This is a genomic window from Streptomyces sp. NPDC055025 (assembly GCF_053608565.1).
Genome location: NZ_JBSGVS010000008.1, coordinates 107,985 through 131,527 on the forward strand (window position 1 = coordinate 107,985; position 23,543 = coordinate 131,527).

21 protein-coding genes are annotated in these 23,543 nt (G+C 70.6%); 6 read left to right on the forward strand and 15 right to left on the reverse strand.

The genetic code is table 11. The annotated features are described in order from the left end of the window. The first annotated feature begins 58 nt into the window (after window positions 1-58). Window positions 59-328 carry a hypothetical protein gene (locus ACWGDX_RS07630; protein WP_382857580.1) on the forward strand — a complete coding sequence of 90 codons (270 nt, stop codon included), beginning with the start codon at window positions 59-61 and terminating at the stop codon, window positions 326-328. Window positions 329-511: 183 nt separating this feature from the next. Here the strand turns inward: ACWGDX_RS07630 and trxA are convergent, their stop codons facing one another. Further along, window positions 512-898, reverse strand: coding sequence for a thioredoxin (gene trxA, locus ACWGDX_RS07635; protein WP_383032713.1), 387 nt, complete (start codon window positions 896-898; stop codon window positions 512-514). Between the two features lie 129 nt (window positions 899-1,027). Between trxA and ACWGDX_RS07640 the strand changes: the two genes are divergently transcribed. After that, on the forward strand, window positions 1,028-2,458 hold the full coding sequence (locus ACWGDX_RS07640) for a dihydrolipoyl dehydrogenase family protein (RefSeq protein WP_453623195.1): 1,431 nt from the start codon (window positions 1,028-1,030) through the stop codon (window positions 2,456-2,458). Between the two features lie 180 nt (window positions 2,459-2,638). Here ACWGDX_RS07640 and ACWGDX_RS07645 read toward each other — a convergent pair whose 3' ends face one another. Both ACWGDX_RS07645 and ACWGDX_RS07650 read right to left on the reverse strand, forming a co-directional pair. Beyond that, window positions 2,639-3,847: a S8 family peptidase gene (locus ACWGDX_RS07645; protein ID WP_453623197.1), complete on the reverse strand. Its 1,209-nt coding sequence runs from the start codon at window positions 3,845-3,847 to the stop codon at window positions 2,639-2,641. A gap of 335 nt (window positions 3,848-4,182) precedes the next feature. Further along, entirely contained in the window at window positions 4,183-4,758 is a 576-nt protein-coding gene (locus ACWGDX_RS07650; protein ID WP_453623199.1) for a protease, read from the reverse strand. Between the two features lie 375 nt (window positions 4,759-5,133). On the opposite strand from ACWGDX_RS07650, the gene ACWGDX_RS07655 reads away from it, so the two are divergent. From ACWGDX_RS07655 to ACWGDX_RS07665, 3 genes are all read left to right on the forward strand, one after another. After that, window positions 5,134-6,084, forward strand: a complete 951-nt coding sequence (locus ACWGDX_RS07655; protein WP_453623201.1) for a GlxA family transcriptional regulator — start codon at window positions 5,134-5,136, stop codon at window positions 6,082-6,084. Window positions 6,085-6,242: 158 nt separating this feature from the next. Further along, entirely contained in the window at window positions 6,243-7,106 is an 864-nt protein-coding gene (locus ACWGDX_RS07660; RefSeq protein ID WP_453623203.1) for a helix-turn-helix domain-containing protein, read from the forward strand. A gap of 404 nt (window positions 7,107-7,510) precedes the next feature. Then, on the forward strand, window positions 7,511-9,382 hold the full coding sequence (locus ACWGDX_RS07665; protein ID WP_453623205.1) for a LamG-like jellyroll fold domain-containing protein: 1,872 nt from the start codon (window positions 7,511-7,513) through the stop codon (window positions 9,380-9,382). A 166-nt stretch (window positions 9,383-9,548) separates the two neighbouring features. On the opposite strand, the gene ACWGDX_RS07670 is transcribed toward ACWGDX_RS07665, so the two are convergent. Both ACWGDX_RS07670 and ACWGDX_RS07675 read right to left on the reverse strand, forming a co-directional pair. Next, a complete protein-coding gene (locus ACWGDX_RS07670; protein WP_453623207.1) occupies window positions 9,549-10,046 on the reverse strand; it encodes a hypothetical protein in 498 nt (165 codons plus the stop codon). Window positions 10,047-10,097: 51 nt separating this feature from the next. Next, the gene (locus tag ACWGDX_RS07675; RefSeq protein WP_453623209.1) at window positions 10,098-10,664 is read right to left on the reverse strand and encodes a COG4315 family predicted lipoprotein; all 567 of its coding nucleotides are present in this window, start codon (window positions 10,662-10,664) and stop codon (window positions 10,098-10,100) included. Window positions 10,665-10,989: 325 nt separating this feature from the next. On the opposite strand from ACWGDX_RS07675, the gene ACWGDX_RS07680 reads away from it, so the two are divergent. Beyond that, window positions 10,990-12,381 (forward strand): LCP family protein, encoded by a 1,392-nt coding sequence (locus tag ACWGDX_RS07680; protein ID WP_453623211.1) that lies wholly within the window; start codon window positions 10,990-10,992, stop codon window positions 12,379-12,381. Window positions 12,382-12,434: 53 nt separating this feature from the next. On the opposite strand, the gene ACWGDX_RS07685 is transcribed toward ACWGDX_RS07680, so the two are convergent. The 10 genes from ACWGDX_RS07685 to ACWGDX_RS07730 all read right to left on the reverse strand — a co-directional run bounded on the left by ACWGDX_RS07685 (window position 12,435) and on the right by ACWGDX_RS07730 (window position 23,482). After that, window positions 12,435-13,487 (reverse strand): serine hydrolase domain-containing protein, encoded by a 1,053-nt coding sequence (locus ACWGDX_RS07685; protein WP_453623212.1) that lies wholly within the window; start codon window positions 13,485-13,487, stop codon window positions 12,435-12,437. Between the two features lie 158 nt (window positions 13,488-13,645). Next, the gene (locus tag ACWGDX_RS07690) at window positions 13,646-14,599 is read right to left on the reverse strand and encodes a DUF6895 family protein (RefSeq protein WP_453623214.1); all 954 of its coding nucleotides are present in this window, start codon (window positions 14,597-14,599) and stop codon (window positions 13,646-13,648) included. A gap of 206 nt (window positions 14,600-14,805) precedes the next feature. Then, entirely contained in the window at window positions 14,806-15,450 is a 645-nt protein-coding gene (locus ACWGDX_RS07695) for a hypothetical protein (RefSeq protein WP_453623216.1), read from the reverse strand. A gap of 92 nt (window positions 15,451-15,542) precedes the next feature. After that, the gene (locus tag ACWGDX_RS07700; RefSeq protein WP_382857540.1) at window positions 15,543-15,728 is read right to left on the reverse strand and encodes a hypothetical protein; all 186 of its coding nucleotides are present in this window, start codon (window positions 15,726-15,728) and stop codon (window positions 15,543-15,545) included. Between the two features lie 170 nt (window positions 15,729-15,898). Continuing rightward, window positions 15,899-18,190: an APC family permease gene (locus ACWGDX_RS07705; RefSeq protein WP_453623218.1), complete on the reverse strand. Its 2,292-nt coding sequence runs from the start codon at window positions 18,188-18,190 to the stop codon at window positions 15,899-15,901. A gap of 179 nt (window positions 18,191-18,369) precedes the next feature. Beyond that, window positions 18,370-19,443 (reverse strand): LLM class flavin-dependent oxidoreductase, encoded by a 1,074-nt coding sequence (locus tag ACWGDX_RS07710; RefSeq protein WP_453623220.1) that lies wholly within the window; start codon window positions 19,441-19,443, stop codon window positions 18,370-18,372. 116 nt (window positions 19,444-19,559) lie between these two features. Continuing rightward, complete coding sequence (locus ACWGDX_RS07715; RefSeq protein WP_453623222.1) at window positions 19,560-20,549, reverse strand: ABC transporter substrate-binding protein; 990 nt, start codon at window positions 20,547-20,549, stop codon at window positions 19,560-19,562. 72 nt (window positions 20,550-20,621) lie between these two features. Further along, window positions 20,622-21,374, reverse strand: coding sequence for an amino acid ABC transporter ATP-binding protein (locus ACWGDX_RS07720; protein ID WP_453623333.1), 753 nt, complete (start codon window positions 21,372-21,374; stop codon window positions 20,622-20,624). A gap of 143 nt (window positions 21,375-21,517) precedes the next feature. Next, window positions 21,518-22,576 (reverse strand): amino acid ABC transporter permease, encoded by a 1,059-nt coding sequence (locus tag ACWGDX_RS07725; protein WP_453623224.1) that lies wholly within the window; start codon window positions 22,574-22,576, stop codon window positions 21,518-21,520. Window positions 22,577-22,591: 15 nt separating this feature from the next. Then, window positions 22,592-23,482 (reverse strand): ABC transporter substrate-binding protein, encoded by an 891-nt coding sequence (locus ACWGDX_RS07730; protein WP_453623335.1) that lies wholly within the window; start codon window positions 23,480-23,482, stop codon window positions 22,592-22,594. Window positions 23,483-23,543 lie beyond the last annotated feature (61 nt).

A 23,543-nucleotide genomic window follows, 5' to 3' on the forward strand; every position in this document is an offset into this window, starting at 1 on the left:
GGGGGCGGCGGACAGCGGCGACATGCGGTGCCGTCGCGGGGTGGTTAGCGTCGGCTGCATGAGCACCGTGCCGCAGCGCTTCGAGATCTTTCTGGTCGCCGAGTTCACGGAGGCCGGCGAAGGCCCGCCCAGCGCGGCGAACGCCCTGCGCTCGGCGGTCGTGGAGGCGACCGGTGACACAGGGGCCTCGGGCTATCCGAGGTACGCGGGCAACGGCATGGTGGCGGACATCGACCCGGAGACCCTGACGGTGGAAGCGCTGCTGGTCGACGGCGCGGAACTGGACTACGGGATGTCGGTCCGGGTGATCGCCGTCCCGGGGCCCTGAGGACGGAACAGACGCGTCCGCCCAGCGTGCTGACGCGTACTCACCACGTCACCACCGCACGCGTGGCCGCACCGGTCCGGCCGAACCGGCCCGTACCGCCGGGGGCTTGGGCCGACGAATCCCCCCGGCGCCACGTGTTCTCGGCCTGTGCAAGACGCCCGTACGGCGCGAACCGGACGGAACCTAGGCGCTCTCGGTGTTCTTGGCCTTCGCCTCGGCCTCCGCGACCGACTTGCGCACCTCGTCCATGTCCAGCGCGCGGGCCTGGCCGATCACATCCTCCAGGGCGGTCTCCGGCAGCGCGCCGGGCTGGGCGAACACCGCGACATTGTCGCGGACGATCATCAGCGTCGGGATCGAGCGGATGTCGAAGGCGGCGGCGAGCTCCTGCTGTGCCTCCGTGTCGACCTTGGCGAACACGAGGTCGTCATGACGCTCCGAGGCCTTCTCGTACACCGGGGCGAACTGGCGGCACGGTCCGCACCAGGAGGCCCAGAAGTCGATCAGGATGAAGTCGTTCTCCGACACCGTCCGGTCGAAGTTGTCCTTGGTGAGTTCCACAGTGGCCATGTCCTGTTACCTCTTCCTGCTCTCCGGTGGGCAGCCGCATGCGACAACCGTCGGCGGTATCGCGGTATTCCTTGGCCCCTGCCCGAAGATCGTGTGGCCATGCGGCGACCGTCGCACCAGACTGACCCCATGACGGAAGCGATGGAATATGACGTGGTGGTGCTGGGTGCGGGACCGGTCGGGGAGAACGTCGCCGACCGTGCCAGGGCCGCCGGACTGAGCACGGCGGTCGTGGAGAGCGAACTGGTCGGCGGCGAGTGTTCGTACTGGGCGTGTATGCCCAGCAAGGCGCTGCTGCGCCCGGTGATCCTGCGTGCCGAGGCGCGCGCGATGCCGGGGCTGAGCCAGGAAGTGGACGGCCCGCTGGACGTGCCCGCGGTGCTGGCCCGCCGCGATGAGTTCACCTCGAACTGGAAGGACGACGGCCAGGTCGCATGGCTCGAAGGCGTGGGAGCGACCGTCGTACGCGGGCACGGCCGGCTGGCCGGCGAGAAGAGGGTCGTGGTCACCGGCCCCGACGGCGAGCGGCGGGTGCTGACCGCCCGCCATGCCGTCGCCGTGTGCGTGGGCAGCCGTGCCCTGCTGCCCGACCTGCCCGGACTCCCCGGTGCCAACCCCTGGACCAGCCGTGAGGCGACCAGCTCCCAGCGGGTCCCGGAGCGGCTGGTGGTCGTCGGCGGGGGAGTGGTGGGCGTGGAGATGGCCACCGCGTGGCGGGCGCTCGGCTCGGAGGTCACCGTGCTGGTGCGCGGCGACGGAGTGCTGCCGAGGATGGAACCGTTCGCCGGTGAGCTGGTGGTCGACGCGCTGACCGAGGCGGGCGCCAAGATCCGTACGGGGGTCTCGGTCGCCGCGGTCGAGCGCGACGGCGGTACCGGCCCGGTGACGGTCGTGCTGGCGGGCGGCGAGCGGATCGAGGCCGACGAGGTCCTCTTCGCCACCGGCCGGGCACCGCGCACGGACGACATCGGTATGGAGTCGGTGGGTCTTGAGCCCGGTTCCTGGCTGACCGTGGACGACAGCTGTCTGGTCGAGGGGAGCGACTGGCTCTACGCGGTCGGCGATGTCAACCGCCGCGCCCTCCTGACCCACCAGGGCAAGTACCAGGCCCGTATCGCCGGCGCCGCCATCGCGGCCAGGGCCCGGGACTCGGCCGTACCGGACCCGGCGCCCTGGGGCCCGTACGCCGCCACCGCCGACCACGGCGCCGTTCCGCAGGTCGTCTTCACCGACCCGGAGATCGGGGCGGTCGGTCTTACCCTCGCCGAGGCCGAGCGGGCGGGCCACCGGGTGCGGGCCGTCGACTACGAGATCGGCAATGTGGCGGGCGCGTCGCTCTTCGTGGACGGTTACCGGGGCCGCGCGCGCATGATCGTCGATCTCGACCGTGAGATCCTCCGCGGTGTGACGTTCGCGGGACCGGGGGTGGGCGAGCTGCTCCACTCGGCCACCGTCGCGGTCGTCGGGGAGGTCCCGATCAGCCGTCTGTGGCACGCGGTCCCGTCGTATCCCACGATCAGCGAGGTGTGGCTGCGGCTGCTGGAGACATACCGGGGCTGAAGGTCCGGTCCTGTCCGGTCGCCGCGGGGGCCGGTCCGGGTCGGATCGGTCCGCGCGGATGTGTTCCGCGCGTGTATACGGCCGCACGGTCCGCCGAACGCGGGGCGCCCGCCGCCTGGATGGCGACGGGCGCCGGCGCTGTCGGCTTCTCGACAGTCCGTTACGATCTGCGACGGTCCGTTACGGGACTATCTTCAGGAGCTTGTTGGGCGAGCCGCTGCCGGGATTGGTCACGACGTTCGACGAGGCGCCGTTCACCAGGGCCGTGGAGACCTGCGCCGGGGTCGCGGTGGGGTGGCCCGTGAGATAGACGGCCACCGCTCCGGCCACATGGGGAGTGGCCATCGAGGTGCCGTTGATGGTGTTGGTCGCCGTGTCCGAGGTGTTCCAGGCGCTGGTGATGGAGCTGCCGGGAGCGAACAGGTCGACGCGCGCGCCGTAGTTGGAGTAGCTGGCGCGGGCGTCGGTGCTGGTCGTCGCGCCCACGGTGATGGCGGCGGCGACACGGGCCGGCGAGTAGTTCTGCGCGTTGGCTCCGGAATTACCGGCGGCGATCGCGTACGTCACACCGCTGTTGATGGAGTTCTGCACCGCGGTGTCGAGCGCGGCGTCGGGGCCACCGCCCAGGGACACGTTCGCGACGGAGGGACCCGAGTGGTTCCGGGTCACCCAGTCGATGCCCGCGACGACCTGGGCGGTCGTGCCGGAGCCCGAGTTGTTGAGCACGCGGACGGCCACGATCTTGGCCTTCTTGGCCACACCGTACGCGGTGCCCGCGGCGGTGGCGGCGACATGGGTGCCGTGGCCGTTGCCGTCCTGCGCGGTGTTGTCACCGTCGACGGCGTCGTAACCGTACGAGGCCCGCCCGCCGAAGTCCTGGTGGGTGATCCGGACCCCGGTGTCGATGACGTAGACGGTCGCGCCCTGACCGGCCGTGTCGGGGTAGGTGTACTGCCGGTCGAGCGGCAGCGCCGTCTGGTCGATACGGTCCAGGCCCCAGGACGGCGGGTTGGTCTGGGTGGCGAACGCGCGCACCGTGCGGTTCTGGAAGACCTTGTCCACGGCGGGGTCGGCCGCCAGTCTCCGCGCCTGCTCGGGCGAGAGGTTCGCGGCGTAGCCGTTGAGGGCCGCCGTGTACGTACGCTCGACCGTACCGCCGTACTCGGCCACGACGCTCCGGCCCGCGGCCGAGGCGGACTTGAGACCGGCCGTCTCCTTCAGAGTGACGATGTAGCTGCCCTGGACGGCGTCCTTGGAGTCGGCGCCGACGACGGTGCCGACCGCGGGGGCCGCCTGGGCGGGAACGGAGACGGCCGCGAGAGCCGTGACCGCCGCGGTCGCGGTGATCGCGGCGGCGATCCGCGTCCTGGTGGTACGCATCCTTGCCATGTGAGGGGTCCTCCTCAACGTGTGCGCGGGGGTGCGTGCGCAAATGTGGGGGACGCATACGGATGTATGCGTGAGGCGGTGCGAGTGATTCCTGCACCGCCTGTGCCAGAACGATCGCGGAGGGTGGGGGGCGCCGACAAGATGGTCTGAGGCCATGTCATCGACATGACATGGCCATGCAATGACTTGGCAATGACCCCACATCAAGAACCGTGCCATGAAGGACTTTTGGCCCGACGGGGCATCGCGGGCGAAGGGAGGCCGCGCGGATTCCCGGGCACGGGAACGCCACCCGGAGGCCCGGGTGGCGTTCGGGAACCGAGGGCGGGTGTGTGTCAGGCGCCCGTCGTGGAGCCGGGGCGGATGATCATGAGGACCGTCACGGTGGCCCAGAGGAGATTGAAGATCCCGGTGGCCATGGCCAGTCGCGCGGTCGCCCGGCGTCCCGGCGGCTCGGGGGCGGGGTCCGCGGGCCCCGTGGGCGAGGCCGGCGCGGGAGCCGGGGTGTCATGGCCTGTCGCCGGCACCGTCGCTGGCTCTGTCGCTGGCTCTGTCGCCGTCGCCTCGATCGCCTCGATTTCGGTCAACAGGGCTTCCTGGCGGGGCAGTACGAGCGCGCCGAGGGCGATGGCCGCGAGCGCGGTCAGAACGATCGAGACGATCAGCCAGGCGTCCCCGAGCACACCCATCGAACTCGCGGTGGCGAACCCGAAGACGGGCACCGCCAGACCGATGACGGCGTAGACGCGGCAGATCCGGTGCAGCAGACGCACCCATGCCACCGCCTGCCGGTCGCCGGGCTCGGCCAGCGCCCGGCGGACGGTCGGCGGAAACATACTGGCGGCCACGGTGACCGGTCCGATCGCGACGATCGCGGCCAGGACATGAACGGCGAGCAGGAATTTCGTCACAGGTGGGTGCTTTCTCAGGCGTGCGGCTGGGGCGGCATGCGGTGGGCGACGGCACCGGAAGGAGGTGCGGAGGCCCACCGCGCGGGAAGCCGTGCCCGACGTTAGGCGCGGGTTCCGCCGTCCAGTAGTGGCTTGAGTGCCAGGTTTCAACGGATTCTCGCCAGGAGCCGCAAGCCATGGGAAAGCGGACACCGTGTCCCCGCGGCACAGATACGGCACCGGCACGGCATAGGCGCGGCACCGGTGCGGTACCGGCACCCATGGGCGCTCACCGGCGCACATCCCCGCACGGCGGGCATGGTACGGACACGCCCCCCGCATCGTCCCCGCTCCGGCGCCCTTGGCCGTGAGCCGTTCCTGCCCTAGCCTCTCGCCATGCACACCGTGGCCGTAATCGCGCTCGAACAGGTCGTCTCCTTCGACCTCGCCACCCCCATCGAGGTGTTCTCCCGCACCCGCCTGCCGGACGGCCGCGCCGCCTACCGCGTCCTGATCTGCGCCGCCACGGAAGAGGTCGACGCCGGTCCGTTCGTGCTGCGCGCCCCGCACGGTCTCGACCGGCTGCGCGAGGCGGACACGATCATCGTCCCCGGCACCCTGGAGCACGCGGGACCGGTCCCCGTCGCCGTGCTCGACGCGCTGCGCGAGGCCGCGGCGGCCGGCACCCGTATCGCCTCCATCTGCGCCGGCGCCTTCGTACTCGCCGCCACCGGTCTCCTCGACGGGCTGCGCGCCACCACCCACTGGATCGCGGCCGACCGTCTCGCGGCCCTTCACCCCGAGGTCACCGTCGACCCCGATGTGCTCTATGTCGACAACGGGCAGTTCCTCACCTCGGCCGGAGCCGCCGCCGGACTCGACCTCTGTCTGCACATGGTCCGCAAGGACCACGGCTCCGCCGTCGCGGCCGACACGGCCAGACTCTCGGTCATGCCACTCGAACGCGAAGGCGGCCAGGCCCAGTTCATCGTCCACGCCCAGCCGCCCTCGCCGTCCGGATCCACCATGGAACCGCTCCTGAGGTGGATGGACGAGAACGCCGACCGGGACCTGACCCTGGAGGACATCGCCGCGCGGGCCAGGATGAGCAGCCGTACCCTCAGCCGGCGCTTCCGCGAACAGACCGGCACCACACCGCTGCGGTGGCTCCACCACGCCCGTGTCCGCCGCGCCCAGTACCTCCTGGAGACCACCACCCACTCCGTCGACCGCATCGCCGCACAGGCGGGATTCGGCTCGCCCACGGCCTTCCGGGAACGCTTCAAGCGTGTCGTCGGCACCAGCCCGCACACCTACCGGCGCGCCTTCCGCGGCCCCGGCGGCTGAGGGGGGCGGCGGCTGAGGGGGCGGCTCCGGGCGTCTCCCCGGTCACGTCGGGGACTCAAGTGACATGAAGAGTGAACTGTGCGATCAACATGGCATCCCCACATACCAGTTGCTGTGGCACACTGCCCGAAAACGGTGGTGTTGCTCGGGGGTGGGACATGAGCGAACCGCGGTCTGCCCCGACGATCGGGCAGCTCGTTCTCAGTAGGCAGTTGCGTGCCCTGCGCGAGAAGGCGGGGCTGAGCAGGGAGCAGGCCGGCAGGCTGCTGCGGATCACCGCGGCCACCATCCGGCGGATGGAGACGGCCGAGGTCGGGCTCAAGATCCCGTATCTCCAGATCCTGCTGCCCGCGTACGGGGTGTCCGAGGCGGAGGCCGGGATATTCGTGCGGCTGGCCGAGGAGGCGAACGAGCCGGGCTGGTGGCAGCGTTTCCATGACGTACTCCCGGAGTGGTTCAGCGGCTATGTCAGCCTCGAAGAGGCCGCCACGACCATCCGGGTCTACGAACCGCACTTCGTCCCGGGTCTGCTCCAGACCGAGGAGTACGCCCGCCAGGTCCTGACCACGGGCGCGCTGGGGAGGACGGCCGACTCCGAGCGGATAGAGCGCCATGTCTCCCTGCGCTGCCGGCGTCAGGCGCTGCTCACCCGCCCCGACGCACCGGCCTACTGGGCCGTCCTGGACGAGACCGTCCTGCGCAGACCCGTCGGCTCGGCGGCGGTGATGCGGGCGCAGATCGACCGTCTGATCGAGGCGACCGAGCAGCCCAATGTGACGCTCCAGATCGCCGAGTTGGAAGCGGGACACCACCCCGGGACGTACAGCCCGTTCGTACTGTTCCGCTTCGACGTCCCCGAAGTGCCCGACATGGTGTACATCGAGTATCTGACGGGCGCGCTCTATCTGGACGAGGCGGGCGAGGTCGCCGAGCACATGGAGGCGATGGACCGCATGGTGGCCCACGCGGAGCCCGCGAGCCGCACCAGGGAACTGCTCACCGTGCTCCGCAAGGAGTTCTGACCCGGGGCGAGCCGATGTCCCCGCCCGAGGCACCCTGGAACGGGTAGCCGTACGGGCGGGCCCGCACCTGGTCGTAGATCGCCCGCAGCCATGGCCGCCGGACGGCGGGAAGGCGCGCCGGCGTGTGCGGGAAGACCTCCGGGTCGGGCCGGAACCGGCTCCCCGGACGCAGCGGCGGCGGATCGTCGCCAACGGATTTCGCGCGGTGCCGCGATGACCGACCGAACGGTCTCCCGGTCGGGAAACCGACGCGCCCTCCGCCGATGCCCGTTCGGCGCACTCGCGTGCGTACCGGCCCATACGTACCGCGAACGGGCAGATGGCGTTCAGTTGTCCGCCATCGTCGCGCCATGGCTGATCAGAACAGTGCGGCTGACACAGATGTACAGCGCAGGGAGTTCGACATGAGCACAGCAGACAACCACGGCAAGCCGGCGAGACGGACGCTGCTTCAGGCGGCCCTCGCCGTGCCGGCCGCGGGGGCGGCGGCGACACTGTTCGACGCGGCACCGGCGCAGGCGGCGTCGGGCGGCGAGACCGGTCGGTTCGACAGTGTGAGCCCCCGGTTCGCGTTGGCGGTCCTTCCCGACACCCAGTACCTTTTCGACGCCGACAGCTCCGACCCGGCGCCGCTGCGCGAGACCTTCGATTACCTGGTGAAGGAGCGGAAGGAGGCCAACATCGCCTTCATGACGCACCTCGGTGATGTCACCGAGCACGGCACCAGCGAGGAGATCGAGCTGGCCGCCGAGACCTTCCGTACGCTCGACGGCAAACTGCCCTACAGCGTGCTCGCGGGCAACCACGACATCAACGGCGCCGACGACCAGCGCGGTGACTCCGCCTATCTGAGGGCCTTCGGACCGGCGCGCTACGCGTCCATGCCGACCTTCGGCGGTTCCTCGCGCGACGGTTACAACAGCTACCACGTGGTGAACGCCGCGGGACGCGAGTGGCTGGTCCTCGCCCTGGACTGGCGTGTGTCCGACGCGGGGCTGGACTGGGCGCGCTCGGTGCTCGACCAGCACCCGACGCTGCCGGCCATCCTGACCACCCATGACATCGCCGCGTCCGGCGACGACGGCAAGGCCCAGCTCTCGGGCAACGGGCAGCGGCTGTGGGACGGCCTCATCCGCGACCACGACCAGATCTTCCTCGCGCTCGGCGGTCACTACTGGCCGCCCGGCCGTACCGTCCTGACCAACGGCGCGGGCAATGACGTCCATGTCCACATCACCAACTACCAGGACCGCTACTACGGCGGGGCCGCGATGATCCGGCTGTACGACTTCGACCTCGCGCGCGGAGTCATCGACGTCGAGACGTTCTCGCCCTGGTTCCTCGCGCGCAACCCGGAGAAGCGGACACCGCTGGAGGCCGAGACGATCGAACTGACCGGTCCCACCGACCGGTTCAGCCTGGACGTCGACTTCGCCACCCGGTTCGCGGGCTTCGCCCCTGTCGTACCGCCGCCGGCCCGCCCGGCCTCCGCCGTGATGCCGCGCGGCACCGTCGCCTACTGGCGCTTCGACTCCTCCGGGCTCGGGGGCGCGGGCACGGCGGGCACGCCCGTCGCCGACGGAAAGGTCGCGCGCGACCTGACCGGCAACGGCAACGACCTGACCGTGAGCCGACTGCACTCCAGCGGCGCCGACGCGCTCACCTGGTCGGACGACCACCACACGGGCCAGCCGGCCCACGCGAGCCTGCGGTTCGACGGCGGGAAGTCCCCCGACCGCGGCGCCATCCTCACCACCTCCGCCAACGCGCCGCTCAACAGCACGAAGTTCACCTCGGGTTACACCATCGAGACCTTCATCAAGCTGCCGGAGCCCTTCGAGGGCGATCACGCCTGGATGGGCATCCTGAGCTGGGAGGGACGCAACAGCGAGGCGGGCAAGACCACCGGCTGGTCGCCCGACGAGCCCACGTGCAGCCTCAACATCTCCCCGGAGCGGTTCATCCAGTTCGTCGTCTACGCACACCGCCAGGACGCCGACCCCACCTCATGGAGCCACGCCCTGCCGGTCGGACGGTGGACGCACATCGCCGTCGTCAACGACGGTCACCGTACGGTGATCTACGTCGACGGCTCGAAGATCGCCCGTAACCCCACGCAGGAGTCGACCGGTATCGCGACGCTCGGCAAGCCCTTCGTCATCGGCGGGACCCAGTTCGACGAGCAGTTCGGCCAGGGCTTCTACGGCTGGATCGGTGACACCCGCATCGTGGAGCGTGCGCTGAGGCCGAAGGAGTTCCTCACGCCGTACGAGTAAACGCCCTGCGAGTAAACGCCGTACGACTAAACGCTGTACGGGCAGCCGCTGTACGAGTAAACGCTGTACGGGTGGCCGTATGCGGGTGACCGGCGCCCGGCCGCCCCGCCGTTCCCGCCGCCGCCCTGTCCCCGGCTCCACCGCCGGGGGCGGGGCGGCGGTCCCGTCAGGACGTCCCGCCGCGGCGGCGCCTGCGGTTGCCGAGACCCGCGTGGACGCCCCGGCCCCGCCGCCAGTGGTGGGTGAGCAGCAGGAAGACCGTGGCGAGGACGGCGACCGCCATCGCCACGACGGCGACGAACTTCTCGTCGTACCACTTCGGTTCGTACATGTTCGGGATCGGCCCGAGGGTGCCGACATCGACGTACCGGTACACGAACACCAGCGCCAGACCTCCGGCGGCGACGCACCAGGCGAAGAGATCGCTGATCAGCCGGTGCCAGATCAGCACGAGCAGCGCCGCCAGCGCGGCCAGACCGGCCTCGATACGGAAGAGCGTGCCCTGGCTGATGTTCTCGGAGACGAGGTCGTAGCGGGGGGCGAGATCGGCGTGGACATAGGCGTTCACGGCCAGGGCGACGGCGGCCACCAGCCGGGCCGCTCCCCGCAGCACACGGAGCTTCCGTCCGCGATGGGGGGATACGACGGACGTGTCTGATGACATCGCTTCTCCTGTCTCACCGGTGGCCAGGGGGTTCGGAGGCGGGGGCGGGGATCAGTAGAGACCGCCGGTGTCCTGCTGCGGGGTGGTGTTCCTGTGGCCCGCGGTGTCGACGACGTACCACCTGTGCTGGAAGGAGATGTCGCCCTGGCCGTTGGTGTCGCCGGGCTTGTGGTCGAGTTCGAACGTATAGAGGGGATGCCCGTTGTAGGTGACCTGCCGGGCGCCGTCACCGCGGACGGCGACAGCCAGCAGACTCTCCTCGACCCCGCCGCCGCCCGAGGCCGCCCTCTTCGCCACGGTCAGCGGATGCCAGATCTTCACACAGGGCCCCGTACAGGTGGACAGGTTCCTTCTGTCCCCCTCGAAGAGATAGAGGGTCCGGTCCGCGCCGTCGACCAGGATCCTGCCGAGCGGGGTGGACCGCGCGGACACCTCGTCCCTGTCCACGCCGGGCGAGGACGGGCCCGAGGGGGTGGGCGCGTCCGCCGCGAGACCGTCGGGTGCCTCGGACCGCGCCGCCGATGAGCCGCCTCCGCCGCCGCCGGCACAGCCGGCCGCCGCCGCGACGCAGAGCAGCGCCACGGCCATGACACCGGCCGTACTGGACGTGCTCCCCATCGAGGCTCCTCCGATCCGGCCCGCACGCGGACGGCACACCGCCCGCCCGGCCGGGGCCGCACCCTCCACTACACGGCACCCGCGGACCCCGGGCCACCGGACAGGGCCGTCCGACGTACCTTGCCCCCCGCCCCCGCGGGCCTGCGGGAGCCCCGCTCCCGCGGGCCCGCGGTGTGGTGCTCCCGGTCGGCTTCGGCACCCGTGTTCGACGCGTGGCCGATCCTCGTTCCCGGCTGAATGATTGTCCGACACATCCGGCACATCGGGCACGTCGCTCCCCGTACGATCCGTTCCACGACCGGGCCGCAGTAAGGAGTTTGACGCCGTGGACGCAGTACGGACGAGCCCGGGGAACCGGCCCGCGCGGAGCGGGGGACGCCCGCGCCCGCGCTCCCCGCGCCGTCGGATCGGACGCTGGATCGCCCTGGCCGCCGCTCTTCTGGTGCTGGGCACATCGGGGGCGGGCGGCTGGCTGTACACCCGGCTCAGCGGCAACATCCAGGGTGCGGGTGTGGACGACGCGATCGGCGACAACCGGCCCGGGGCCACCCAGGGCGGGCGGAACATCCTGGTCATCGGCTCCGACAGCCGCGAAGGCGCGGGGGACGGCTACGGCCGGGGGCTGACCACCATGCAGTCCGACACCCTGCTGCTGCTCCATGTCGGCGGCGGCGGGAAGTGGGCCACGGTGGTGTCCTTCCCGCGTGACTCCTGGGTCCGGATCCCGGCCTGCGACCAGGGGGACGGCACCTTCTCCGTACCGCACGACTTCAAGATCAACGAGGCGTTCGCGATCGGCGGTTCCACCGGGGACACCGGCAAGGCCGCTGCCTGCGCGATCAAGACCGTCGAGCAGAACACCCGGGTCCGCGTCGACCACTTCCTTGTCGTGGACTTCCGGGGATTCACAGGAATGATCAACGCTCTCGGGGGAGTCGAGATCTGTCCCGAGCGGCCCATCCACGACAGAAAGGCCCATCTCGATCTCCGCGCGGGATGCCAGACGGTGAAGGACAGCCAGGCCCTGGGCTATGTACGGGCCCGCTACAGCCTCGGCGACGGCACGGACATCGGCCGTATCGGCCGGCAGCAGGAGTTCATGCGGGCACTCGCCGCCCGCGCCAGGTCGAGGCTCTACGATCCCCGGGCCCTGTACGGATTCCTCGACTCGGCCACCGGGTCACTCACCACCGATCCCGAACTGGCCGGCCTCAAGCCCCTCCACGAGCTGGCCTCCGGCCTCACCTCGCTGCCCACGGAACGGATCTCCTTCCTGACCGTGCCCAACTACCCCCGGGAACGGGACGTTCCCAGTGACCGGGCCAATGTCGTCTGGAACGGACCCGCCGCCCAGCGGCTGTTCACCGCCCTCGCCCTCGACCGGGAGATGACCGGGGCCCTGCTGGCGGCGGCGGCCCGTCAACTGCCCCCGGCGGCGGCCACCGTGGCGGTGACGGTCCTCAACGGTACGGGCGTGTCCGGCAAGGCCCGGGAGACGGCCGACCGGCTGAGGGGGTTCGGCTTCCGGATCAGCGGCACCGGCAACGCGCCCGCGCCGGCCGACCGCACCACGCTCAGCTATCCGGAGGGTCTCGCGGACCAGGCCAGGGCGGTCGCCGCGCGGCTTCCCGGTCTTGTCCCCGTCCGGTCCGTCCGGGCCGCGCCGGGCACGGTGACGCTCACCATCGGCCCCGATCTGCCCGCGGTCACCGGATGAGCGGCGCGTGAGCGGCCGGTGAAGCCACGGCCCGTGAGGAACGCCTCCGGATGTCACAACTGCTCAGGCAGCGACAGCAGCGTCCCGTAGGCGCTCTGGATGAAGCGCTGGTCGGCGGACGGGGCGGTGTTGGCCAGGGCGACCACGGCGGTCCGGTGCCGGGGACTGAATCCGGCGAACGCCGTGAAACCACGGGTGCCGCCGGAGTGGTGATAGACATCGCCGTCCGGCCGGACGCGGATGTTCCAGACGAGCGCCAGCCCTCTGGTGCCCCCGCGCAGCGCGAGCCGTGGACGGACCGCATCCGCCAGCGCCGCCCGCAACGGCGCGGACAGGGACAGGGAATCGGTGCCAGTGCTGGTGGCGACCGGAGCGTCCGGCGAGGCATCGGGTGAGACGTCGGGTGAGACGTCGGGTGAGACGTCGGGTGAGACGTCGAGGAGGGCGTCGAGCAGGGTCAGCAGATCGCGGGCGCTGGAGCGGATCGCGCCCGCCCCGGCGAGACCCGGGATCCGCCAGGGCGGCCGGGCGCGGCCGTGCCAGTAGCCGGTGGCCTGTCGAAGACCCGGTGCGCAGCCCGTCCGGTGCAGCCCGAGCGGGTCCAGGATCCGGTCCGCCAGCAGCTCCCCGTACCCCAGCCGGCCGGGCACGGCACGGCCGAGGAGATGCCCGAGCAGCCCCACCCCGAAGTTGGAGTACCGCACCCGGTCACCGGGCCGGGCGAACGGACGGGTCCTCGCGAGCGCGCGCAGCAGATCGTCGGTGCGGAAGCCCTCGTACGGATTGGTGAACCAGCGCGGCGCCGCCCCGGCGAGCAGCCCGGGGGGCAGCCGGGGCAGCCCCGAGGTGTGGGTGGCGAGATGGAGCAGGGTGATGGGCCCGCCGCGCGGTGCGGGCACGGAGCCGGGAGGCAGCAGCCGGGTGAGGGGATCGCCGTACGAGACATCGCCGCGGGCGGCCAGTTCGGCGAGCAGCAGCGCGGTGAAGCACTTGGTGAGCGAGCCGGTCTCGAAGCGGGTGTCGGCCGTGACCGGGGCGCCGTCGTGCGCGGTACGGCCATAGGTCACCACGGCCCGCCGGTCGCCCCGGCGGATCGCGACGGCCACCCCGCTCGCTCCGCGGGCGGAGGCGGCGACGGCCGAGGCCGGACCGCGGGCCCACTCCGGCGCTCGTGCCGGCCCGTCGTGAGCCACTGTCGCGTACGCCGTCCCCACCGCGTCCGATGACACCGCGTCCGATGACACCGTCCCCATCGCGCCCGATGTCATGGGCGGGTGCCTGGGGTGCCTGGGGTGCCCGGGGTGCCGAGGGCGCGGGAGAGGGCGAGCGTACCGGCGACCGCGGCGACCACAGTGGTGTGGTGGTGCGCCGCGAAGCGTTCGCCGGGATCCTCGCTGACGGGGTGTCCGTCGCGGGGCATCAGCCCGTCCTCGTGCTGGAGACGGGCCAGTCGCTCCCAGTCCGCCGGATCGCAGTACGGATCGGGCAGCGAACTCCCGACGATCATAAGCTCGGCCACCAGATCCCACTCGCCGATCTCGGCCCAGATGTCGATCCAGGCGGGCAGCCAGTCGCCGAGATAGCGGGCCGTGCCGGCCGGCAGACCCGCCGGAATACGGCCCCAGTCGGTGAGATGGAAGACGGTGTGCGTCATGTTGTAGGCGGTCATCCAGTCGATGAGCCACGGTTCGGGGAATGAGCCCAGCCAGGTGGCCTCGGTCAGCGCGGCCCAGTCGACGGCGCGGTCGTCGTCCTGGCCGAAGCCGCCGACCCGGGCGGCGTTGGCGATCGCCAGCCGCCGGTTGGGCATCACCTCGACGGCGCGGGCGGAGCGGAGCGAGGTGGTGTGGGCGAGCAGCCGGTCCAGCGCCTGGTGGCGGTAGCCGCTCCGGGCGAAGTGGGCGTAGGTCTCCAGCGGGTCGCTCATCATCGGATAGCGCAGCAGCCGCTCATGGAGCATGGCCCCGGAGCCGAGTTGCTCCCAGCTGAAGTCCAGCAGTTCACGGGCGAGCCGCAGTTCGGCGCGGCCGGCCACCGCCTCGCGCAGGACGAGGGAGGCGGCGAGAGCGGTCTCGCCCAGCGGCTTGTAGACGCTGTCGGGCTCGGCGAGTTCGGCGGTGGTTCCGGGTGGCAGGGCGCCGTGCTCGCGGTGGGTGTGGAGCCAGGTCAGCGCCAGGGAGGTGATCCGGTGGGCGGCTTGTGCGACGGACATCGGCATGGCGGGATCTCGTCCGATCTGGTGACGATCAGCCAGACAGGGTCTGTTGACCGGGGTGGACGGGGTGGGATCGGCAGGAGCGGGATCAGTGGTGGGACCAGCGGTCGGGGCCAGGACACGGCCCAGGGCCGATCGCGGGGAGGCGGCTCGCGGGGACGCGGCTCGCGGGACGCCGATCGCGGGGAAACGGGGGACATGGCCGCCCGTCAGGCGGGGGCCAGACGGCGCGCGATGGCCATGTCCAGCGCGAGCCGGTCGCCTCCGGCCATCAGACCGATGTGCTCCACCAGCGGCGCCGGGTCGAGCGGCAGCTCCACCCCGTCCGCGCGGAGCCAGGCCAGCCACCGTACGATCCGCGCGGCGGTGGGGTAGTCCCTGCGCAGCACGGCGCGGGTCGCACCACGGGCCAGTGCCAGCGGCGCGGCGCGGGCCGCGTCATGCACCGGACTCTCCAGTCCGGGCAGCGCCAGGGCGCTGAGCCGGCCCATCCTGACCGACCAGGCGGCCCACCCCGTCCCGTCCTCGGCGGCGGGGGCGCCGGCCGGCGGTGAGGACGGCCGGGGCGCCGCCGTCCGCCCGGTGCCGCCGCTGGTGAGGACGGTCAGCAGAGTGACGGTGCCCCAGTCGCGCCAGGCCATCAGCCAGGGCTCCTCGGGTCCGGCGGGTGGCGGGACCGGTTCGTCCCGCGAAGGCGGCAGGGCCGTGAAGGACAGGGCCACGGCCTCCGCGTCCAGCGGATGGAACGCGGCGCCGCCCAGTACGGCGGGGGCGAGGACATCGGCGCCGAGGATCCGGATGGCGGCCAGGGCGGCGCCGGGATCCCGCTCGCTCTCGACGTGTTCGGCGACCATGGCCGTGCCCCCGGTGCCCCGAAGGGCTCCGAGGGCACGTCGTGCCAGGCCGGCCGCTGATTCTTGGTAAATGGTCCGCGACCGGTCGTGGTTCACAGGCCCTTGGGCTCCTTCGGCTCCTTCGGGGACAGCAGAAGCAGCAGTAGCAGCAGACCGGCGGCTTCCGGCGCGTACACCGGCGCATCACTGCAGGGCGCCTCGGGCTCGGCCATGGCGGCACCCAACGCGTAACGGTCCAGGGTGATTTCTCCGGGCCTGATGGTCTGAGAAAGCATCATGGGCTCCTCGTGTAGACGCACTTGCCCTATCTGGGCAGTGCCATCGCTCACCCTAGATCGAAACGAATAAACCGACCAATCGGGACGAATGGTGAGCATTCGATCCGCTCTTCGGACTGGGCTCCCCGGAAGGCCTGCGCCGTCTCCCCGCCCGGCGGGTTCACACCCCGTCATCCCTCCACATGGAAGGGGACCGTCGTCACCACGATCTTCGGCAGCGGCCGGAGCGCCCGCCGCAACCGTCCGGCGAGCGGGCTGTGGAGCAGCCGGTGCCACCAGTGCCGTACGACGATCTCCGGAAGGATCACGGTGATGGTCAGATCGGGTCGCTGATGGTGCAGCTGCTCGATATAGCTGATCAGCGGAGTCACGATGGCCCGGTAGGGGGAGAGGACGATTCTCAGCGGCAGATGGTCCCCCCACAGGAGCCAGCCCTCACGGAAACGTTCGGCGTCCTCGTCGCTCGGACTGACATGCAGGGCCAGAACGGGCTGCTGGAGGGAGGCCGCGTAGGCCATCGCGCGCATGCTCGCCTGATGCAGCGCGTCCACCAGGACGACGGAGAGATGGCGGATCTCCTCGGGGGTGTCCTCTCTCTCCTCGTCCTGCTCCTTCCGGGGGAGCACGTCTTCTGACGGTCCCTCGGCACCGTCGGGTGCCTTCCCCGGGGTACGCGCGCCCGGCCGTGGCGGGAGCGTACGGCTCGGGATCTCGATCACCTTGGAGTGCAGCCGCAGCGCCCGGCGCACCATGTCGTAGTGGCGCCGGATCCTGGTCGTCACCAGCAGGAACAGGGCGACGGTGAGGAGGGCGAGCCAGGCTCCCTCGGTGAACTTGGTGATGCCCGCGGTGATGAAGACGACGGCCGAGAGCAGGGCGCCCACCCCGTTGAAGACGAGGCTTTTGCGCCAGTGCCGCTCACGCCTGCGCCACCAGTGGACCACCATGCCGCTCTGCGACAGGGTGAAGGCGAGAAAGACCCCGACGGCGTACAGCGGAATGAGTGACGCGGTCTTCCCGTCGAAGGCGGCATAGACCACCGCCGCCGCCACGGAGAGCAGGATGATTCCGTTGCTGAACGCCAGCCGGTCGCCCAGCCGCAGAAAGGTCCGTGGCGCGTGGTCGTCACGTGCCAGCAGATACAGCACCCGGGGGAAGTCGTTGTACGCGGTGTTCGCCGCGAGCAGCAGGATCAGAGCCGTCGCCGCCTGGATGAAGACATACATACCGCCCGAGCCGAAGGTGGTATGAGCGAGCTGCGACAGGACCGTCTCCTGGGACTCGGGTACGACACCCGTCAGATGGACCAGTGCGATCGTGCCGGCGAACAGGGTGACGAGCAGTCCGATCATCCACGACAGCGTCGTACGCGCGTTGCGCCAGGAGACGGGCTCGAACGCGGGCACCGCGTTGGAGATCGCCTCGATACCGGTCATCGCCGTGGAGCCGGAGGCGAACGCCCGCATCACCAGCAGCAGACCGACCCCCTCGACGGCGTGCGGCGGCGGGGTCGGGGTGGCCTCGAAGCCACGTCCCGACGCGTCGTACAGCCCCACGGCCACCAGCGAGAGGATGGCGAGAACGAACGCGTACGTGGGCGCGGCGAACAGCGCCCCGGCCTGTTTGACACCGCGCAGATTCCCCGCGAGCAGAACGGCGATGACCAGCAGACCGATCAGGACGACATCGTCCGAGAGCCCCGGAAGCGCCGAGGTGACCGCCGCCATCCCGGACGAGACCGAGACGGCGACCGTGAGGACGTAGTCCGTCATCAGTCCGGCCGCGGCCACCAGCCCGGGTACCCGCCCGAGATTGTCCGTCGCGACGATGTACGACCCGCCGCCGTGCGGATACGCGCGGATCGTCTGACGGTACGACAGCCCGACCGCCAGCATCAGAAAGACGATCGCCCCGGCCACCGGCAGCGAATAGGCGAGTCCCGCGGTACCGGCCAGCACCAGTACGGCGAGCAGCGCCTCGGGACCGTACGCGACCGACGACAGCGCGTCCGCCGAGAGCACCGGCAGCGCCACGATCTTGCGCATCCGCTCCCGGGCGATCGCCGTGCTCCGCAGCGGCGCCCCGAGGACCGCGTGCCGGATCCGCGGCCCGAGCGTGGGCGGCTCCGTCCGGCTCTCCACCGTCTCCACGCCACCGGTCCCGGCGGGCGACGGCATCCCACCGAGCGGAGGTACCCGTACGATCCGGCCGAAGCGTGCCGGGGTGATCTGCGCGGGCTCGGGATAGCGGCCGATGTCGGGGTCCACGGGCAGCGCCGCGCGCCACGCGTCGCGGGCGGCGGACACCCGCCCCCACTCGCGGCCCACCTGACGCAGCACCATGGACTGCTCCGGGTCGAGCTTCTCCACGATGACGGGCTTGGGCGTGCCTTCGCTGTCCTCCGGTACCTGCCCCGGCCGACCGTCTTCTCCCTGGTTATCCGTCACATGGGCGAGTCTCATCGCCAGGAGCGTGCCGACCGTCTCTCCCACGACGGACGACACACGGGCGCGGACACCGACAACCCGTTCGGGGGTACGGCGAAGACCCCGGCCGGCGCGGCCCTCCCGCCCGAACGCCTCCCCCGACGGGAGGCGGGGCAGGGCACGACAAGACGGGGCTGGGCTGGGCTGGGCAGTGGCTAGCCGTTGTCGGCCCAGAGAGTGCTCGGTGCCTCGCGGCGGACCACCGGGGCGATCTCCTCCGCGAAGCGCTGGAGCTGCTCGCGCTGCTCGGGCAGGCTCAGTCCGAACCCGTCGACGGTGATGGACTGGAGGTCGTGTCCGTAGACCTCGTGGTAGCCGAGGATCTTGTCGATGACACGCTGTGGACTGCCGATGAGCTGGGGCCCGTTCTCCACGGCGTCCTCGATCGTGCGGAACGGTGTGTTGTACCCCGCCTTGCCGACGAGCTGTGGCCGGAAGGTCTGGCGTATACGGGCCTCGTACTGCTCCTTGAAGTCCGTGACGGCCCGGTGCGTGGTGTCCGCGATGTAGAGACCGCCCGACCCCGCCGCCACCCGCGCCCGCGCCCGCGCCGGATCGTGTCCGTACTCCTCGAACTTCTCGCGGTAGTGACGGATGAGCCGTGCGTACGCCTCACGGGGCTGGACGGCGTTGGCGGTGAAGAGCGGATCGCCGTGCTTGGCCGCCAGCTCCGGGGAGTTGAGACTGGTGGCCGAGCCGTGCCAGACCGCGGGCGGACCGGCGTAGGGACGCGGCACGGTGGTGACGCCCCTGAGCGGCGGCCGGAACCGGCCCTCCCAGTCGAGGTCTTCCTCGCGCCAGAGTCTGCGCAGCAGCTCGTACTTCTCCGCCTGGTACTCCCACTGCCGCTCCTCGTCCAGCCCGAAGAGATCGAAGTGCCCCGCCTCCGCCCCCTTGCCGATGACGAGTTCGATCCGCCCGCGGGAGAGCTGATCGAGCGTCGCGTAGTCCTCGGCCACCCGTACCGGATCCAGGATCGCCACCACGGTGACCCCGGTGAGCAGCCGGATCCGCGAGGTGCGGGACACGATGGCGCCGAGGAGCACCGTGGGGCTGGAGGAGAGGAAGGCACCCGCGTGCCGCTCCCCGACGGCATAGGCGTCGAAGCCGAGCCGCTCGGCCTCCGCGCCCAGCTCCACGACTTCGTCGAGACGGTCGGCGGCGGAGAGGAGTTCCCCGGTGAGGGGGTGCGGCGCGTGGCCGACGATGGTGAGGACGGAGAACTTCATGGCTGCCTTCCGCTCGTACGGGCCGGTCGGAGGGGAGCGGCCGGCGAAGGTCCGGTGGCCCGGAGCGGGACCGGTGGTCCGGAGCGGGCCCGGGGGCCCGGGGCCCGGGGGCCCGGCTACTCGTCGGTCTTGGGCAGCCCCGGGGGGTTCAGCTCGGAGGACGGCACGGTCTCGTTCGAGAGTCCCCAGCGCGCCAGGACCTTCTCGTACGTACCGTTCTCGATCACGGTGCCGAGCGCCTCATGGAGGGCCTTGATCAGACCGTTGTCCTTCTTGGTGGTGGCCGCGATCTTGCCCTGCACATCGGCTCCGCCGCCCGAGTAGGTACCGATGATCTCGGTCTCCCCGGTGGAGGCGGCGTGGTACGCGGCGACGGGGTTGGGCCCGAGATAGGCGTCGAGGCGTCCGGAGCCGAGGGCGAGGTAGTAGTCGCTGGCGTTCTGGTAGTACTTGATGTCCGTCGCCTTCAGACCGTTCTCCACGTTCTGCTTGCTCCAGTCGACCAGCAGCTTCTCCTGGTTGGTGCCGGAGCCGACACCGATGGTCCGGCCCGCCACGTCCTCCGGAGCCGAGACCTTCCAGTCGGCGCCCTTCTTCGCCTCGAACGCGAGATTGTCCAGCCGGTAGGTGGCGAAGTCGTATTTCTCCTTGCGCTCCTCGGTGACGGTGATGTTGCTGAACCCCACGTCGTACTTGCCGCTGTCGAGACCGACGAAGATGTTCGCCCAGTCGACCGTGTGGTAGCTCGGCTTCAGCCCGAGGACATCCGCGATCAGCGAGGAGATGTCCGTCTCGATACCGATGACGGTCTTGTCGTCGGTGGCGTAGAAGGCCAACGGCGGTACGGAACCTGCCGAGTTGACCACTTCGAGCGTGCCGCGATCGCGGATCGCCGCCGGGACGAGCGCGGCGATGGAGTCCACCTCGGGCGTGGTGATCCGCTTCTGGTCGGGGCTGAGATCGATCCGCAGACCGTCCTTGCCTCCGTCCTTGGCCACCACCTGCTCGGTGGAGCCGTCGGCGGAGTTGCCGCAGGCCGAGAGGGAGAGCGTGGCGACAAGGCCGAGAAGGGCGGCGGTGGTACGGAGGACGGGTCTGGACGGCACGGAAGGCTCCTCGTGGGAAAGACGACGGGTCGATGGGTGATGGGTCGATGGGTCGATGGACGGGAAGGTGGGTCAGAGCACCTTGGAGAGAAACGCCTTGGTCCGCTCATGGCGCGGCCGGTCCAGGACCTCGGCGGGCGGGCCCTGCTCGACGATCACACCGTCGTCCATGAAGACGACGGTGTCGGCGACCTCACGGGCGAAGCCGATCTCATGGGTGACGACGATCATGGTGGTGCCGCTGCGGGCCAGGTCCTTGATGACATCGAGGACCTCGCCGACCAGCTCGGGGTCGAGCGCCGAGGTGGGCTCGTCGAAGAGCAGCACCTTGGGCTCCAGCGCGAGCGCGCGGGCGATCGCCACGCGCTGCTGCTGACCGCCGGAGAGCTGTCGTGGATAGGCGGTGGCCTTGTCGGCGAGACCCACCCGCTCCAGCAGCCGTTCCGCCTGCTCGACGGCGGTCCTGCGGGGACGGCGCAGCGCCGAGACGGGAGCCTCGATGATGTTCTCGACCACGGTGAGATGCGGGAAGAGATTGAAGTTCTGGAAGACGAAGCCGATGTGCAGCCGCTGCTTCAGGACGTCTCTCTCCTTGAGTTCATGCAGCTTGGAGCCGGAGCGGCGGTAGCCGATCAGCTCGCCGTCGATGCTGACGTACCCCCGGTTGAGCTTTTCGAGGTGGTTGATGCTGCGCAGCAGGGTCGACTTTCCCGAGCCGGAGGGGCCCAGTACGACGGTGACCTCGCCGGTGCGGACCTGGAGGTCGACCCCGCGGAGCACCTCCAGCGGGCCGAAGTTCTTGTGCACACCCCGCACGTCCACCATCAGATCGCCGCTGCCGCTGCCACCGCCGGTGTCAGCGGTGGTGCCGGTGCCAGTGGTGGCGGCGGTGGCGGTGTTCCGGGCGCGGACCGCGGTGCTGTCCCGGTCGCCGCCGCCGGGTGCCGGCTCGGGAGCAATGTCCGTACTCATCGCGGGAAACCTCCGGTGGCGGCAGCGGCCCGCATCCTGCGGGTGAAGCTCCTGGCTCGCTGGAACGGGGTGGGCGGGGGAGTGCGCTCGGCCCCGCGCGCGAAGTGCCGCTCCACGTAGTACTGGGCGACGGACAGCAGGGTGGTCAGCAGGATGTACCAGGCGGTGGCGACCATCAGCAGCGGTACGACCCGGCCGTTGCGGCCGTAGATCACCTGAACCTGGTAGAACAGCTCGCCGATGGCCATCACGGAGACGATCGAGGTGCCCTTGAAGAGGGAGATGACCTCGTTGGCGGCGTTGGGCAGGATGCCGCGCATCGCCTGCGGCAGCAGGATGCGGCGTATCTGACGCAGCCGGGGGATGCCCAGTGCCGCCGCTGCTTCGAGCTGTCCGCCCTCGACGGAGATGATCCCGCCGCGTACGATCTCGGCCGCGTAGGCGGCCTGATGCAGCGCCAGACCGATGACGGCGGCCGACATGGCGCCGACCAGGTTCATCGTGTCGAAGCTCCACAGGACGGGGCCGAACGGGATGCCGACCCCCAACTCCTGGTAGAGATAGGCCAGGTTGAACCAGAACAGAAGCTGGACGATCAGCGGGATCGAGCGGAAGGCCCAGATATAGGTCCAGGCGACCGTCTGGAGAATCACACTGCGCGACAGCCGCATGAAGGCGAGGACGACACCGAGGGCGAAGCCCAGCGCGGTCCCGTACGCGGTGAGCTGGAGGGTCACCCAGACGGCCCTCAGCACACTGTCCGTGGAGAGATAGAGGAAGAAGGTCTCCCAGTCCCAGCCCGGATTGGTGGCCAGCCCGTGTACGAACTGCGCGACGACGACGAGCGCGGCGGCACCGGCCACCCAGCGCCAGTAGTGCCGCGCGGGCACGACCTTCAGCGCGGCGAGATCCTCCGTGCCCGGTGGTGACGCCTCCTTCGGCGAAGGGCCGGACGACGACAGGGCGTCCGTCGGTGTCACGGAAGATGACGGCGTCACAGAGGATGACGGCGGTACGGACGGTCTGTCCGCCTCGGTGCCGGTTGCGGTATCCATCGGGGGCTCCTGCCGCTACTTCGTCTCGGGCGGGCTGATCCGGGACTCCTCGATGGCGGAATCCTGTGTCCCCCACTTCTTGAGAATCCGGTCGTATGTGCCGTTGTCGATCAGCTCGTTGACAGCACCCTGGAACGCCTTGAGCAGGGGGGAGCCCTTGTCGAAGGCGAAACCGACGTCGAGCCGGTGGAACTCGCCCAGGAATCTGACCCCGGCCGCCGGCTGCGCGGCCTGGTAGCGCAGACCGTTGATGGTCGACATGACCACATCGATCCGGCCCTGCTGAAGGCTGGTCAGAAGGGCGCCGTTCTCGGAGAAGACCTTGACCGTGTACGGCTTCTCGCCGGCGTCCGCGCAGACACTCTTCCGGGAGTTCAGCGTCGCTTCGAAGGTGGTGCCCGCCGAGGTGCCGACGGTCTTGCCGCAGAGCTGGTCGAGCCGGGTCACCTTGCTCAGACCGGTGTCGTCCTTGCGGACGGCGAACCCCTGTCCGTCATTGATATAGGTGACGAAGTCGATCGTCTTCAGCCGCTCCTCGGTGACGCCGAAGTTTCCGGTGCCCACGTCGTACTTGCCACTGCTGAGCGCGGGCAGGATCGCCTCGAAGCTGGCTTCCTGGCGCTCCAGCCTCAGCCCCAGCAGTTTGCCGACGGCGTCCGCGATGTCGATGTCGAGCCCCGCGGGCCGGCGGCTCGTCGCGTCGGGGAAGTACGCGCTGGGCGCCGCGCCCACGGAGGAGGCGATCCGGAGAGTCCCCTGTGCGCGGACGTTCTCGGGCAGCAGTTCCGCCAGCCCGGCGTTCTTCGTCAGCGAGGCGGTGACATCGTCCGACGGCGCGGGCGAGGCGGCGCCCGCCGTCTCCGTTCCGGACGATGTGTCCGCACCGCAGCCCGCGAGGACGGGCAGGAGCAGGGCGGCCAGAACGGCGGCCGGCAGCCGGCGGTGACGGCGTACGGAGCGGTCCGTC

Excerpts from the sequence above, each read along its gene's own strand:
- ACWGDX_RS07630 (WP_382857580.1), top strand. The coding sequence starts at position 59 with ATGAGCACCGTGCCGCAGCGCTTCGAGATCTTTCTGGTCGCCGAGTTC.
- trxA (WP_383032713.1), bottom strand. The coding sequence starts at position 898 with ATGGCCACTGTGGAACTCACCAAGGACAACTTCGACCGGACGGTGTCG.
- ACWGDX_RS07640 (WP_453623195.1), top strand. The coding sequence starts at position 1,028 with ATGACGGAAGCGATGGAATATGACGTGGTGGTGCTGGGTGCGGGACCG.
- ACWGDX_RS07645 (WP_453623197.1), bottom strand. The coding sequence starts at position 3,847 with ATGGCAAGGATGCGTACCACCAGGACGCGGATCGCCGCCGCGATCACC.
- ACWGDX_RS07655 (WP_453623201.1), top strand. The coding sequence starts at position 5,134 with ATGCACACCGTGGCCGTAATCGCGCTCGAACAGGTCGTCTCCTTCGAC.
- ACWGDX_RS07660 (WP_453623203.1), top strand. The coding sequence starts at position 6,243 with ATGAGCGAACCGCGGTCTGCCCCGACGATCGGGCAGCTCGTTCTCAGT.
- ACWGDX_RS07665 (WP_453623205.1), top strand. The coding sequence starts at position 7,511 with ATGAGCACAGCAGACAACCACGGCAAGCCGGCGAGACGGACGCTGCTT.
- ACWGDX_RS07670 (WP_453623207.1), bottom strand. The coding sequence starts at position 10,046 with ATGTCATCAGACACGTCCGTCGTATCCCCCCATCGCGGACGGAAGCTC.
- ACWGDX_RS07675 (WP_453623209.1), bottom strand. The coding sequence starts at position 10,664 with ATGGGGAGCACGTCCAGTACGGCCGGTGTCATGGCCGTGGCGCTGCTC.
- ACWGDX_RS07690 (WP_453623214.1), bottom strand. The coding sequence starts at position 14,599 with ATGCCGATGTCCGTCGCACAAGCCGCCCACCGGATCACCTCCCTGGCG.
- ACWGDX_RS07695 (WP_453623216.1), bottom strand. The coding sequence starts at position 15,450 with ATGGTCGCCGAACACGTCGAGAGCGAGCGGGATCCCGGCGCCGCCCTG.
- ACWGDX_RS07700 (WP_382857540.1), bottom strand. The coding sequence starts at position 15,728 with ATGATGCTTTCTCAGACCATCAGGCCCGGAGAAATCACCCTGGACCGT.
- ACWGDX_RS07705 (WP_453623218.1), bottom strand. The coding sequence starts at position 18,190 with ATGAGACTCGCCCATGTGACGGATAACCAGGGAGAAGACGGTCGGCCG.
- ACWGDX_RS07710 (WP_453623220.1), bottom strand. The coding sequence starts at position 19,443 with ATGAAGTTCTCCGTCCTCACCATCGTCGGCCACGCGCCGCACCCCCTC.
- ACWGDX_RS07720 (WP_453623333.1), bottom strand. The coding sequence starts at position 21,374 with ATGGTGGACGTGCGGGGTGTGCACAAGAACTTCGGCCCGCTGGAGGTG.
- ACWGDX_RS07725 (WP_453623224.1), bottom strand. The coding sequence starts at position 22,576 with ATGGATACCGCAACCGGCACCGAGGCGGACAGACCGTCCGTACCGCCG.